This window comes from Kutzneria sp. 744 (genome assembly GCF_000568255.1).
GTDB lineage: Bacteria > Actinomycetota > Actinomycetes > Mycobacteriales > Pseudonocardiaceae > Kutzneria.
Map to the genome: position 1 here is coordinate 11361331 of NZ_KK037166.1, position 13114 is coordinate 11374444.

Below are 13114 nucleotides of genomic sequence, written 5' to 3' on the forward strand. Positions count from 1 at the left end.
ACACCCATGCCGTAGCACATCTACACCAGCCGCAAACGGCGAGTTCGGGTTCGCCTCGACGGCACCGCATCACGTCCACCGGGCCGCTGCGCACCCTGGAGCGTAAGCGCTGGCCCGTGGTGCTGCAGTGGCTCGAACGCGGCGGCGGCCGCGGGCAACCTCGCGGCCGGAATTCGCCAGTTCATCACGCACTATCACGAGCCGATACTGCTGGAGTTTCGGGGATATACCGCCATTATCGAAATCGACATCGGTGGGGAGGACGGTGCGCTGAAGTGGGTACAGCGCACCATTGACCCCGCCGGCCCCGACCGCGGCGTCGATGTCGATGTCGACCACATCACAGCCGCGAACAAGGAGGAGGCCAAGGCGGACGCCCGGAACAACCTCGTACAGCGCAACACGGACTGGCACGACAACGCCGACGTGCACCCCGCGGCCACCTGCCTCGAATCCGGGGTCCCCACTGCGCAAAAACCCGGCGCGGTCCGGATGAGCTGTACCGCTACGCCGCTGGCGCCGTGCCCGTCACCGGTGACGACGGCGCGCTCAAAGGGTGGCTTTACTACGGCTGGGCCTGTGACTAGCGAGTGAGGAACGGGGTCGGATCTGACCCGACTCACACGCCGCCGGCGCCAGGCAGCAGCCAACCGTTGCTCATACCCAATCGGATCTCGGTGCATACAGAACACTGCGCGGCGCCGTCATAACCGCTGAACCCGGCGTCAGGCAGGCCTCAGTGCCGATGGCCAGCGCCCTACGGCTTCCAGGCCACCCCTGCTACATCACCCGCCACAACACCACGGCCGACGATGGTCAATCTTGGCTTTACCCACCCGCGCAACGGATCCACACTGCACACGCCACCGACGCTGCAGCCCAACGCCAGCGCACTCGAACCGTGCAGGCTGACGCCGGCTCAGTGCTTGTCGACCCGATCACCGGACGCGTCGCTGTCGCCATCTCCGCATTTCCCGCGGGCATCGCGGCGCTCCCGCGTCGACCATCCGCCCGCCATCGCGCCTCCTTCACGATGCTCACGAACGGATCACCATGACCCTCCTGCACCCCGACCTGTCCATCGACACAACCACCCACCCGGACTCGCCGCCCGCCACCGGCCTGACCGGCCTCGGGCACATCACCAGCAGCGTCCGGCAACTGCGCGACCGGCTCGGCCCGTCCTGCGACCGGCTCACTCCGGACCGCGACACCGAGGTCTGGGTCCTGCATACCCCGGCCGGACTCGCGCAGCTGAGGGCTGGCACCACCGACCGCGACCCCACCGACGACGTCGAACGCCAGTGGCTGATCCTCGCCGACACTGACGACGTCCTGCCCTGGGTCTACGCCGCTGTCCGGGGCTCGACCGCGGAGTTCCCTTCCGCTGCTCTCCCTCACTTCACCGAGGCCACCCTGCACGGCTTCGGCTACGCCTACCTCGGCTACCTCTACCTGCGGATGAACGCCGAAACCCGGCGCCCCCACCAGCTCGACCGGACCGCGCCGGACTTCCGCACGCACCTGCACCGGCCCCGACAGATCAACACGATGCTGCTCCAGCTCGCCGAGCTCCTGCACCACTACGAATGGGCGCACGCGAGCGCGACCGAACGCGAGGAGTGGTCGCACATGCACCGCCCCACTCCCAGCGAAGGGCTGCGGTACTGGAAGGCCCGCAACCGCTGGCTGTATCCGCCGGCCACTGGCTCGCGCCACGGCAATCCCGACCTGCCCGGGATGCTGCGCGCCCTGGCCGACGCCGCGCGGGACAACCGGGACTCGCTGTTGGAGAGGGCGCCCGAGATGGACCTCGTCCTGCACGACGAGCACGAGCGGACGCTGCGCGCCCTGGCCGGCATCCCGATTCCGGGACTGGACGCCCTCCAGTTCGCTCGCGGCTGAGACCTCACCTGTCCAACCAGCAGCGGGCGTCGGATGGTGGCGAGTCGCCGACGCCGCTGGCGTCTTCGTCCGCCTCCAGAAGTCCCTGTCCTCGACCTAGGAGCACATCCATGCCCTACGACGACTACACCACCCACGAGCGACCGGTGCGGATTCGCCTCGACGCCACCGCGTCCCGTCGACCTGGCCGGGGTCGAGGCTGGACCGTGGAGTCCGGATACTGGGGCGCATCCGCGCGGACCGAGAAGGATGCCGCGGATGCCCTCGCCGCCGGACTGAACCAGTTCCTCCGACACTACGAACCCCCGCGAATACTGACGTTTCGAGGGCACACCGCCGTGGTGGAACTCGATCAGGGTGACGGGGACACGTCGCTGTTCTGGCGTCGCCGCACCGTCAACCCCGCCGGGGGCGTGAACCTCACCGGCTTCGCCGCCGCCAACTGGGCCGAGGCGGAAGCGGAAGCACGGCACGACCTCGCTCACCAGACCACGGACTGGCACGACGACGCCAGTGTGCACGCCGCGGCCACCTACCTCGACCAAGGTCCCTGCGGCGACGACCGGTACCGGTCCCACGAGCTGTACCGCTACGCCGCCTGGCAGCGGGCCGCGAAGGTCGCGATCGAATCCGGTCAAGAGGATTTCCACACGTGGGCGTCCACGCACCGGGAGAAGTTCGCGGTCCCTCGACCCGAAACACCGGAGAAGCCAGCCACCCCAGCTCCCTGAGATCTCCACCGGAATCAGCCATGGGGTGGTGATCTGCTCGAAGTTGATCAGACCAACGCGGGGGTCGTGTCAAGGAACGAGCCCAACTGCGGGCTGGCTCCTTGACACCCGTCGGGCCCCGCGCCGGCCTGATCTCCGCTCCGCAGATCGACAGCCCACGGTGGGTCAATTGATCACGCTCTGCGTACACCGACTGGGCGGCGCAGATGCAGACTGTGCAGCTAATATCGCAGGATGACGGGCTTATTTGCCGGCAAATTCGGCTTCGCCGAAACAAAATGGATCGTCACGCCAAACATGATGACTGCAACCGTGTCGCGCTGCAAACCGCACTGGAAATCTCGACGAGGAGGAATTGACAATGGCAATGAACGCCACTCTCGAAACCGTCAGCAAGACCGAGGCGCGGCGACGGTACGAGAACGGACAACACATCGGCGTCACGAACGACCGTCCAACAGGCCACGTCGCCGGCTACACCTTCACCAAGCAAGACATGAACGGCATTACCTTCGCCGAACTCGTCACCCGGTCGACCGATTCATGCCGGCCAAGCGCCGTGTTTTGGCTGCGCCCAACGTTGGGCGAGGCTGAATCACTCCTTGGCAACCTCAGTCCGGCCGACCTCGTTTGCGCAGTGCGGACGCTCGGTGAATTGCATCGTTTGGGAGCTGTCGACTTGCATGCCGAGCACCCCAGTTCTTATCAGTCTGAAGTCGCAGCGAAGGCAAGCGAAGCGACAGAAACTGACGGGTAACGGCTGCCTTAGTCGGGTAGTTCTATCGACTTATTCGAGAAATGGGAGATTGTCATGGCTGCCGATATCTACACCATTGAGATTGACCAGTCCGCCATCACCCGCGCGCCGAACTTCCCCCGCTCAGCCGAGTGGTGGCGGCGATTCCTGCCGGTGTGGTTTTCCGGGCCGCACTGGTGGGAGAAGTTAGATGTCGAAGCGACCAATGACAAGGTCGATGTCGACGAGGAAAACGGTGTGGTCGTGGTCGAGGCTCAGAACAAAAGGCATGCTTCGTCGATTGTGGCGTACCTGCGCTCTGGAGTGCTGGCGCGATACATTCCCGAGTCCGCCATCCAGTGGCACAAACGGCCAAGCAATCGTGATCTCGATGGTCTAGCTACGGCTTCCCAGGACGCGAGCAGTCTGGTCGCCCAGTACGCGGCGATCGCCGACCTGCGCGGCAGCATGGACGATGGCTATGACGACGACAGCGTGAATCGAGTCCTCGGGCGCATCAGCGAGGCATCTGGGCTGCGGATCGTGTGCGTGTGGGACTACTACGACGCATTCGGGGTCGGCGGCAACTCAGACTTCTACGTGAACGTCGACGGCCGACTTCACTACTGCGCTGGTGATCTCTGGCGGTGGCTCAATGGCAGCACCGAGGACCCGGACACGCCGACCGTCCCCGGCCTGCCTGCAAGCTGGGTTGGCGCGCCGACAGATCTCCGCGACGACCAGCTCCGCTACGACGACGGCGACCACAACTACGCCATTCGCGACGACGTCAACGGCGTTGACGCCGCCGAGTGATCCTCTACGGCTTGGGTTCGACCTGGCCGATGTCAGCCAGGTCGAACCCACACGGCTGGCTGGGCGAGGTCACCGGGCTGACCGCCAGCCTGAAAGCGGCCGCGCGCAAAGCTGGCCAGCATCGACCGGATGCGGGAACGGCAACCGGCTGGCCCGGTCGATCTCGGCATGTACGCCGACGCCGTGTAGTGGCCGGCGCCCCGGCGGAATACCGCTCGAACGCGGGCGGTGCCGCGCCCAGCCCGGCCAGAACGCGGCGATCAGGCGGTGTCACCGTTCGAGATACCGGGTAAGTGGTCGCCGTGTCGCATCGTGCACCGTCCGGGACCTGCGATGATCGGGTGGCCGTTGCGCGCCCCCTGAGTGATCCTGGGTGGATGGGCACAGCGCATCAGCGTCGCCAGCGCCACGAGATCGGTGCGGTGACCTTCAGGCCGGCAATCCTGCTCGGCATCGGAGACGACGACACGGTCGAAGCGGTGGCCGAAGATGAGTTCGACAACGAGCAGGCCGCGCGGACCTGGGTCGAGCAACATCTGCCGCACGCCACGTTTCCAGAGTGGGTGGCCCGCCGTCGGCACGGCACGGCTGGTGCGTTCCTGTTCGGCCAGGTCCAGCGCGGCTACTACAGCGGCGAGAGCGACGAGGACTGGGAACTTGATCACGACGCGCCCAGCTGGGACGCCGATCTCGTGGACGGCGTCGTTCGTTGGCACGCAGGCGTCTGACGGCTCCAGCACGGCATCCCGGAGATGTCCACCTTCGCCGCGGCCTCCCACGCAGACGAGATCATCGTCGCGTGGGAAACACAGGACATCGCGGAAGCCGGCGAACTTCCCGCCCGGCATGACGGCAGCGGACTCAACATCGTCCGGGCGACAGCCGACCAGCGGACCCTGTACTCGTTCACCTATCGCGAGCAGGAAAGCGGCGTCACCGACCATGGGTTCAAAGCCCTCGCGCCACAGTGACCTCACCGGGCGCCGCACAACCAGCAACCGGCCTGGAGCCCGCAATCACCACGTTGCTCAACTTCAGCTTTCAGCCCCTCCAGACTGAAGGCGATGACCTCTTGCAGCAGTCCGTGGCGCTTTTGGAGTCGCAGGGCTATGCGGTCAGGCTGACTATGTAGGACCCCGCTGTCTGTCGGTGCCGCCACCGAGCGCGACATGATGGATCCGCGAATCCGGGCTGTCGGAGCGGAGCTCTACGGCCGGGCCGGGCGTCGGCTGGCGAGATCCGGGACGCCGGTGCGCGCTGCCAGCTGCTGCTCCAGATCAGCGTTCGCCTCCTTCAGCCGGTGGTTCTCGACCTCCAGCACATGGACAACACGGGTGAGCTGCTGGCTCAGCTCCCGTTTGTCGGCGCGTTCTGCCCGGAACCGCGCCAGATCCTGCTGCTGTTTCTGGCTGCGAGCCCCGTTCAGCTTCGGTGAGCGGGTTCGGGTCGGTGGTGCGGGCTTTGACCAGGGCATAGAACAGGTCCTTGAGTCCGGTGTGCTTGTGGGTGAGCTTGTTGCGGCGTAAGCCGGCCTCAGCGGTGAGGGAGACGACGGTCAGCCTGCCATCGGAACGCAGCGGGGTGCCGATCAGCAGCCGCACCATGGCGTCCGTGATGGCTCTGACCTCCGTGGCATCCTCGGGGCCGCCAGCGGCGGCGGCCTGGTTGGCGAGCACCGTGCCGACGAGCCGAGCGAGGCCGACCGACAGCTGTGGGCTGGCGTCGATGGTGCAGTTCATCGCGGGTCCTGAAGGTCGGCGTCGGTCGGCGAGTGAGCCTCGTGGCGGCGGATGATGTCGGTGAGGTGGGCCTTGCGTTGCTGCTCGCGGGCGGCAATCGGGTAGGGGTCGAGGCCGGCTTCGGCGGCGGCGTCAATCCGGGCCACCTCGAGCCGCAGCGCGGAGATCTGGCTGTCGGTGCGGCTGATGTTCGAGCACGCCGGGTTGCAGCGGGAGTGATCCGGTGTGCTGCGTCCAACGCCGGATGGGCGACCGCGGTCGGGGTTGCACAAGGCGGTGAAGGCGTCGTGGTTGCACGTCAGGAAGGCATTCGGGTCCTCGTAGACCTGGCGGCGCGGGTTGGCGACCAGAGCGCGTAGTTCCCGCTTGCCGAGGTAGCTGCCGGCGTAGCGGTTGGAGAACTCGGCGGACGCGGCAGGGTAGCGGCGCCACCATGAGGAGGACCCGATGCCGAACGTGCTCAGGCGGATCAGCCAGGAGCAGGGCCTGGAGGCGCTGGAGGCTCTGAAGTCACAGTTCCCGGCGTACCTGAAGCCGACGACGCTCGGCAGCGTGACAGCGCCGAAGGAGACTTCTACGTCACCGTGGACGGTCGGCTGCACTACTGCGCAGGTGACCTGTGGGCGTGGCTCAACCGCATTCCCGACAACCCGGATACGCCGGCAGTACCCGGCCCGCCGGACGGTTGGGTCGGGGTGCCGTCCGCCTTTCTGGCAGACGGGCTGCCCCACAACGACTGTGACCGCAACTGCGCCGTCGACGAACGCGAATAGGAGGGGTGAGCGTGATGCGGAATTTGATCCTGCACGTGCTGCCGTGCAGTGGGAAAAAGCTCGACCACACCGCGCGTGTCCGCGACCTGTACACGGGGACGACGTTCCGGCAGGCCCTGCCGGTGATCGAGCGGGAGGCGGAGCTGGCGACCGTGCTCGGGCCCGACACGTGCGTCTCCGCCAAGCACGGGCTATTGGAGCTGGACGAGGTGATCGAGCCGTACGACCGGCGCCTCGACGAGTTGGACGAGCAGGCGATGGTGGTGCTGGAGGCGCTGCTGTGCAAGCAGTTGGCCGAGCTTGTCGGTGAGCGCGACAACGTCGAGATCTCCGCATTCCTGCCGCGCGCCTACCTGCGGGTGCTCAGCGCCGGCGCCGCGCTGGTCGGGAAACACGTCACGGTCACCGACGTGTACGAGGGATGCCGTGGCATCGACGACATGCGGCACGTGATCGCCAGCGTGCGCGCTACCCAGGCGCCGTAGGCACGAGACCCGGCGACGCTGGGAGCACTCCTCATCCAAACGATGGACCAGAAGGACTGGGCTCGGGTCCAGGGCGAGAACCGCAGTCCGGAAGTGAACTGGCACTAGGGGAACAGCTCGACGCCCTACGACTCCGCTCTACCCCTGGCTCGCCGCGCCGGCCTGAACCGACGACGATCAATCTTGCTATTTACCCACCCCGCAACTGATCCACACTGCACACGCCACCGACGACGCAGCCCAACTGCCACCGCACTCAAACCCCGCAGGCTGACGCCCACTCGGCGCTGCGCGACCCACCTGTACTGCCTGACCTGACAAGCACACACCAGTGACGGTCCGGCACAAGTCCACATCGGACTCCATTGAAAACTATTGCCGTACAACGGAAATCGCCATCACCGATCTCGCGAAGCCATTCGATCGCCGCTGACGTCCCATTGCCCAGCACGAATGTATCGGGGGACACCGGACAGTTCGAGCACTGAACCGCGACGAGCACGGCAACGGCGAGTGGGGTGTTGCTGCTCGACCACAACCACGACCCCAGAGACGACCAGTGAGGCCTGCACCATGACCACGAACATGACAATCCTGCGGCTGCCAGCCCTGAGGATCCGGCAGCGCCAACGCGACATCGTCGCCTTCGGTGTCGACGGCAAACAGCTGCGGCGATTCGCCACCGTGTCCCGGGTCAGCCGGGAGCCCGGCGAGCCGCTGCGGGGCTACCAGCGGCCGGAAGCGCTGGCCCACGTGCGGGATATATGCCGCTACCTCGAGTCGGACGAGGCGCTGCTGCCCAACGCGATCGTGGTCGCCTTCGACAACCGCGTGGTCGCGCCGCGCACCGTACGGCACATAAGGGCGTGACCACCCGATCCGCCAGCCGCTCTGCCCCTGTCGCCGGGTTGTCACGTAGGTCAAACCTCAGCGCAAGGGAGAAGTCATGGGCGTCTCGACGGCACGCAAGCTATGTGGAGAACTGCTCGACAGCCGGCTCGGCGAACTCGAGGCCGACCTCCGTCGCATCGCCGCCACGGTCGTACTCGAGCGAAAGCGGATACCGCGTCTGCACGATGGGCAGATCGGCGACTCGGCCGGCCACATCGTCGGTCGGGTGATGCACGAGATCACCACTATTCTGGCGAATCACGTCTCAGGTTTGGCGTCCGCGGCGGGCGAATTCGACTTGGTTGTCGCCAGGAACGAAAGCCATCGCGAAGGTGCCGAGTAACAGCTCCGAACTGTCGGTGTGACGTGCCGCTGCATTCTGAAGCGACCCCGCCCTGTTCGCGGCCGGATCGATTGTGTGGCAACGCGCAAGCCCCTCACGCACTCCTGCCACCGCCACCCTCACAGGGCTGCTGCGGCACTGACTGGTACTCGGCGCGCTGTTAACCCACCCCACACCAGGTAGCACTGCTTGCCCTGGCCTGGCACTCCGCGTGAGTCGCCGTCCTGTCGTGACCCGCTGTGATTTCACGTGGCGAGGCGGTGTTCGAACGTGGCGTATCGGTCTGTCCGGCAGGATCCCAACAACCCCAACGAAAGGTAGACAGTCAATGGTACAGCCGGACGGAGAGGCGGCCGGGAAGCACGAGCCGGGTATGGCATTTTCTGAGGTGCCAGCTGAGGTATGGTTGCTGCGGCATGACCACGACGTCAGCGTCTACGTCACGTACAAAACGGCCTTCGCTGACCTTGCGCAGAGGGTTTACCGCCGGTGGAACTACATCACTCACCATGAGGGTGTGCCGTCCAGCCCGAGCGAACTATCCGAACGGGACGCCGTCGCCCTCTACTACAAGCACCGTGCTTGCGTCGAAAGCTACAGCCTCTACGGCAGAACCGTCGAAGGCACCACACGCTCTGCTGAGCAGGCCCGGCAGTATCTGCTGAGCACGGACCCATCCCCGGCGGGTGCCGCCGTACGCACCCTGTTCAAGCGGCTCAAGACGATCGAGCAGGGCGACGGCAATTGGCCCGGAGGGGACGTGATCATGGTGCTGTGTCAATGGCTAACCGATCACGGCTTCGACGTCTAGGGTCCAGTCCAGGAATTCCGCGACACTCCCGCCGGGTGACGAGGACGCACCACCGCGAGAGGGCAGGTCTGCGCCGCCACACCCTCGCCGGCGAACCGCTGTACGCGCCCTGCCGAGCGTTCCTCTGCCCTCGGGCAGGCCGTTCGCGGACCAGCCGTGGGAACCGACGAACGATCCCTTGGCCAACCTGGACAAGGCCATTGCGATGGCCCAGCAGGCGTCGCCGTGCTCGACGCAGGCGACCAGGACAGCGCCACCGACGAGCTCTGCCATCTCGGCGCTGTCGGCAACGACGCGATCATCCAGGTCGCCGCCCTCGGACACCTCCACTACGGACGACCAACTCCGACACCGAACTGCTCCCGTTCTCGCCACGATGGGCTACCCGTGCTCGGACGAACGGGAACGCGAGGCGATGACCCGCGCGCCCACTTTCGTCGGCTACCTGTCCGCCGACGGCACCGCGCTGACCACGTGGCCCGGAGGGCACCTCGCCACGATCCACCCCGTCGGCACCACCAGCACGGCCGGTGTACCTATACCCCCTCGGGCGGACTGCGGACCTGGTATGTATGGCACGCCACCGACGCCGACGGAGCCCGCTGGGCTGGCGTCAACGGCGGCGCCGGCCTGGTCATCCGCGTTCGCCGGCTGCGCGTGTGTACCTGCAAACCGAGTATGGCACCGGCCCGTACCGCGCTACGGCCACCGCCGCGCCACCCACGCCGGCCAGCGCGGCGCATTCGACCTCTACTGCCGCGGCCACGCCCGCCAGGCCCTCGACCTCAACGGCTGGACCTCGACCGCCCTGCCACCGCGCGCACGTGCGCAGATCACGGCGTGAACCCGGCTACAGCAAAGAAAGGTGTGACGGATGTTCGTGACGTTCGGCGCGCAAATCGTCATCCACTTCGAAGAGAGGCACCGACCATGATCTTGGTCGAGACACTGGAAGACCTCGTCTACAACTACCTCGAAAACACAGCCCGGCCCGGTTCCGCCGTGGGCAAGGTCAACGCACAAGACCTCGTCGGCCACGTCGTGCAGCACCTCGCCGAACGAGGCGTCGACGTTGGCTTCACCGACGGCTCCCGGCCCACCCTGACCGGCAGCACACCGCGCCGGCCCGAACCGCGCCGCCATCGACTGCCCTTGGTGCTCCAGGAACTCGACGACGGCTACGTCCGCATCTACTGCGATGGGCAGGACTGTGTCTGGTCCTGGCCGCTCTACCGCAATGCGACGTCGTCCAATGGCGAGGCAATCACCGAAGCAGTACGCCACACCACACATCGACACGGACGCACGTCCGCGAGTCACCCTCTCTGACCACGGCGAGTCCAAAACGTGACGGCGTGTGGTCGTCGCCCGGACATACCGCGGTCAACCTGAGGAGCAGTCGCTGTCCGTTGCCACCACGACGCCGCTGCGCCTCGGTGGTTCCGTTCAGTCGCGCGGCGGGCGGGCCCGCCCCCCTTGCTGCAATGCGGGGCGTAGCCGTAGATCCTCCACGCCTGACCATCTATCTCGTGCTGCTCGTATGCCGCCAGGGAGGCCAGCAGCGCGGCGAGGCCACGCTCATCGAGCGTGGGCAGAGCCGGCGCATGCCGTGCGCAGGCCCGCGGGGCACGGCAGGCCCCACGCCCCGTACGCCCGCCTGGAAGACCGTGCCGACAGCGTGATCACCATCGGCCAGCAAGCCCTCATCGGCCGCCCAGGTCGCGGCGAAGCGGCCTCAACTGCCCACCACGAGTCAACTTCCCGAAGGGAATACCACCATGTCTCGACTCGACCTTCACCGCGCCCACATCGACGGCCTCGTCCACGCCGGACTGCAGTTCGGCCTGATCGGCGTGTTCGACGACCCCACGCCGGTCGGCCAGATGCTGCTCCAGCAACACCTCCCCACCCGACCCGGTGAGCACGCAGTCGACGATCCGCCGGACTACGTCGCGGCGCTCACCGACCGCGTCCTGCATCCGCTCGCAGTCCTGCGCCTGTTGGACTGCTACGAGTACCAGACCACCCGCACGCTGGGATGGGCCACCAGCACTAGCGGCGCACGCGCCTGGACGGCCCGCCTGCGCGAGACGATTCTGAACACGCTGCCCGCCGAAGCCAAAGCCGAAGTGCGCCACGGCGCCAACTACGTCGCCGCTTACACACTTCTCGACGCCTACACCGGCACACCCTGGGGTATCTCGTCGCTCGACCAGGTTCCTGACATCGGAGACGGCGTCATCCACATTCCGATCGTCCGCAAGGGACTGCGCGTCGAGATCCTGACCGGTCCGGTCCACTGCTCGAACAACGGCCTGTCCTCCCGCGTGCGGCACGTGACGATCCTCGGAATCGGCCAGGAACGGACGCTGCCGGCCTTCGCGCAGATCTCCGAGCCCTCCGACACCGCGCCGGGGGCCTACCTGCTGTTCGAGTGCGGCCGCTTCGTAGCGCGTCCAGCCGATGCACCGCCCGGCAAGCACTTCATGGCCTCCGGCGCCCACCTCTACTGCCATGATGACCGTTGGAGCGAACTGGTCGGCCACTGCCTTCCGATCCCTCTGCACGACCGCACCGAGCCCTGACCAGGACCACTACGCACTCGATGAACTCCGCGGGCCCGGCAGCCCAGGTCGGCAGCTGCCGGCCCCGCGGAACCCACGACACCACCAACCCTTACCGACCAAGGAGTCGACTGTGCCCGCACTCGACGTGCTCCGCGTGTAGCTGTTGCGTGCAAGCCAATCTTCCGCACCCGCGATTCGCGACTGCGCCGCCGTACACGGCCCGATCGACACCGTCACACACATCGGCAATGACACCGCCCCTCGGCGGTTCTGAGCGACATCCCCGCGACCCGACGCACGAGTCGAGGATGACCTCCCGCGTCTTCGACCGGGGCACAGCGTGTCTGCTCACGCCCGAAGCTCCCTGACCAGGCCAAACGCGGGTACACTTGAATGTAAGGGACACCTGCCTATGTCCACCTCGAACCCCGCCAACCCCACACGCCCACGCGCCACCGGAGGAAGCCACAGCGGGCCGGGTGGCCGGCGCGGTCGCACTGACACGCACAACCCGACGGGGAGGCGTCGTGATCCGAGAGAGGCAGTTCTTCGATGCCGCGCCCGCAGCCGCCGACCGCCGCTGTGGTCTCGGGTCCTGCCATACCCTAATGGCATATACGCTGCGACGTCTGGTACGCGGCGTAGGCGGTGTATGAGATGACAGGTTCCGCGCCATCGAACGACCCGGCGCCCACACACCCGTCTCCTGTCCGCCGAAACGACCATGCGTCGCCTTCTGCACAGCGGGATCCATCATTCGGCAGCGCGGAATGGGAGGCGCTGGCGGAAGACGACCCACGCCGGATACGTGCCGTCTGGCACGCCGCCTGGTGTTGGCATCGATGGTGGCAGCAAGACATGATCGCCATGCGTGCCATGCAGGCCGACCGCGATGCGTGCGACCGTCTTCGTGCCCTGTCGAACGACCTGTCCGCGGCTGCTGATTGGGCTCGGCTTTCCGGGCGACCAAGCCACCGCGAACTCGTGCGGCGACGGGGTGGCCCGTATCGCTGCGTCCATTGCCGGGAGGCGTTCTCCCTGCCCGCCGGCACAGTTTCCGACGGCGAGCCCGACTGTGGCCGATGTTGGCCTGATGTCCCGCGTCTGAAGTCCACCAGCACAAAGTAGGACTGGACGCTCGCCGCCACCCAGTGATCACGCGCATCGATGGCCGACTCGCAACGTCGGGCCGGTCGCGCCCGATCCTCCCGCAAGCAAGCACACTCCAGTCCTACGTCTGCTCTTCCTACGGCTTCACACCAACACGCAGCCGCACGAGGGCTCGCGCCGCGCTGTAGTCCGCGCCACCGCGGCGCG

The 13114-nt window shown here is 66.7% G+C and carries 14 protein-coding genes; 12 read left to right on the forward strand and 2 right to left on the reverse strand.

From position 1 onward, the window contains the following. Nucleotides 1-1053: 1053 nt before the first annotated feature. From KUTG_RS51330 to KUTG_RS51350, 6 genes are all read left to right on the forward strand, one after another. Nucleotides 1054-1905 (forward strand): hypothetical protein, encoded by an 852-nt coding sequence (locus KUTG_RS51330; RefSeq protein WP_043727412.1) that lies wholly within the window; start codon nucleotides 1054-1056, stop codon nucleotides 1903-1905. A 110-nt stretch (nucleotides 1906-2015) separates the two neighbouring features. After that, the gene (locus tag KUTG_RS51335) at nucleotides 2016-2636 is read left to right on the forward strand and encodes a hypothetical protein (protein ID WP_043727415.1); all 621 of its coding nucleotides are present in this window, start codon (nucleotides 2016-2018) and stop codon (nucleotides 2634-2636) included. Between the two features lie 361 nt (nucleotides 2637-2997). Continuing rightward, entirely contained in the window at nucleotides 2998-3393 is a 396-nt protein-coding gene (locus tag KUTG_RS60175) for a hypothetical protein (protein ID WP_157495398.1), read from the forward strand. A 54-nt stretch (nucleotides 3394-3447) separates the two neighbouring features. Next, the gene (locus KUTG_RS55070) at nucleotides 3448-4188 is read left to right on the forward strand and encodes a hypothetical protein (protein WP_052396436.1); all 741 of its coding nucleotides are present in this window, start codon (nucleotides 3448-3450) and stop codon (nucleotides 4186-4188) included. 341 nt (nucleotides 4189-4529) lie between these two features. After that, nucleotides 4530-4916 carry a hypothetical protein gene (locus KUTG_RS55075; protein ID WP_198047660.1) on the forward strand — a complete coding sequence of 129 codons (387 nt, stop codon included), beginning with the start codon at nucleotides 4530-4532 and terminating at the stop codon, nucleotides 4914-4916. Between the two features lie 24 nt (nucleotides 4917-4940). Next, nucleotides 4941-5159: a hypothetical protein gene (locus KUTG_RS51350; RefSeq protein WP_043727417.1), complete on the forward strand. Its 219-nt coding sequence runs from the start codon at nucleotides 4941-4943 to the stop codon at nucleotides 5157-5159. Between the two features lie 236 nt (nucleotides 5160-5395). Here KUTG_RS51350 and KUTG_RS60180 read toward each other — a convergent pair whose 3' ends face one another. After that, on the reverse strand, nucleotides 5396-5662 hold the full coding sequence (locus KUTG_RS60180; RefSeq protein WP_157495399.1) for a hypothetical protein: 267 nt from the start codon (nucleotides 5660-5662) through the stop codon (nucleotides 5396-5398). A gap of 261 nt (nucleotides 5663-5923) precedes the next feature. Continuing rightward, entirely contained in the window at nucleotides 5924-6529 is a 606-nt protein-coding gene (locus tag KUTG_RS51355) for a hypothetical protein (protein WP_043727419.1), read from the reverse strand. A 185-nt stretch (nucleotides 6530-6714) separates the two neighbouring features. On the opposite strand from KUTG_RS51355, the gene KUTG_RS55080 reads away from it, so the two are divergent. The 6 genes from KUTG_RS55080 (at nucleotide 6715) to KUTG_RS51390 (ending at nucleotide 11815) form a co-directional block, all read left to right on the forward strand. After that, nucleotides 6715-7185: a DUF6884 domain-containing protein gene (locus tag KUTG_RS55080; RefSeq protein ID WP_157495400.1), complete on the forward strand. Its 471-nt coding sequence runs from the start codon at nucleotides 6715-6717 to the stop codon at nucleotides 7183-7185. Between the two features lie 585 nt (nucleotides 7186-7770). Next, entirely contained in the window at nucleotides 7771-8055 is a 285-nt protein-coding gene (locus tag KUTG_RS51370) for a DNA sulfur modification protein DndB (protein ID WP_157495745.1), read from the forward strand. 76 nt (nucleotides 8056-8131) lie between these two features. Further along, nucleotides 8132-8419, forward strand: coding sequence for a hypothetical protein (locus tag KUTG_RS60185; RefSeq protein ID WP_157495401.1), 288 nt, complete (start codon nucleotides 8132-8134; stop codon nucleotides 8417-8419). A 328-nt stretch (nucleotides 8420-8747) separates the two neighbouring features. Continuing rightward, nucleotides 8748-9230, forward strand: a complete 483-nt coding sequence (locus KUTG_RS51375; protein WP_043727426.1) for a hypothetical protein — start codon at nucleotides 8748-8750, stop codon at nucleotides 9228-9230. A gap of 930 nt (nucleotides 9231-10160) precedes the next feature. Beyond that, on the forward strand, nucleotides 10161-10559 hold the full coding sequence (locus KUTG_RS51385) for a hypothetical protein (RefSeq protein ID WP_043727429.1): 399 nt from the start codon (nucleotides 10161-10163) through the stop codon (nucleotides 10557-10559). Between the two features lie 524 nt (nucleotides 10560-11083). Next, the gene (locus KUTG_RS51390) at nucleotides 11084-11815 is read left to right on the forward strand and encodes a hypothetical protein (RefSeq protein WP_157495403.1); all 732 of its coding nucleotides are present in this window, start codon (nucleotides 11084-11086) and stop codon (nucleotides 11813-11815) included. Nucleotides 11816-13114 lie beyond the last annotated feature (1299 nt).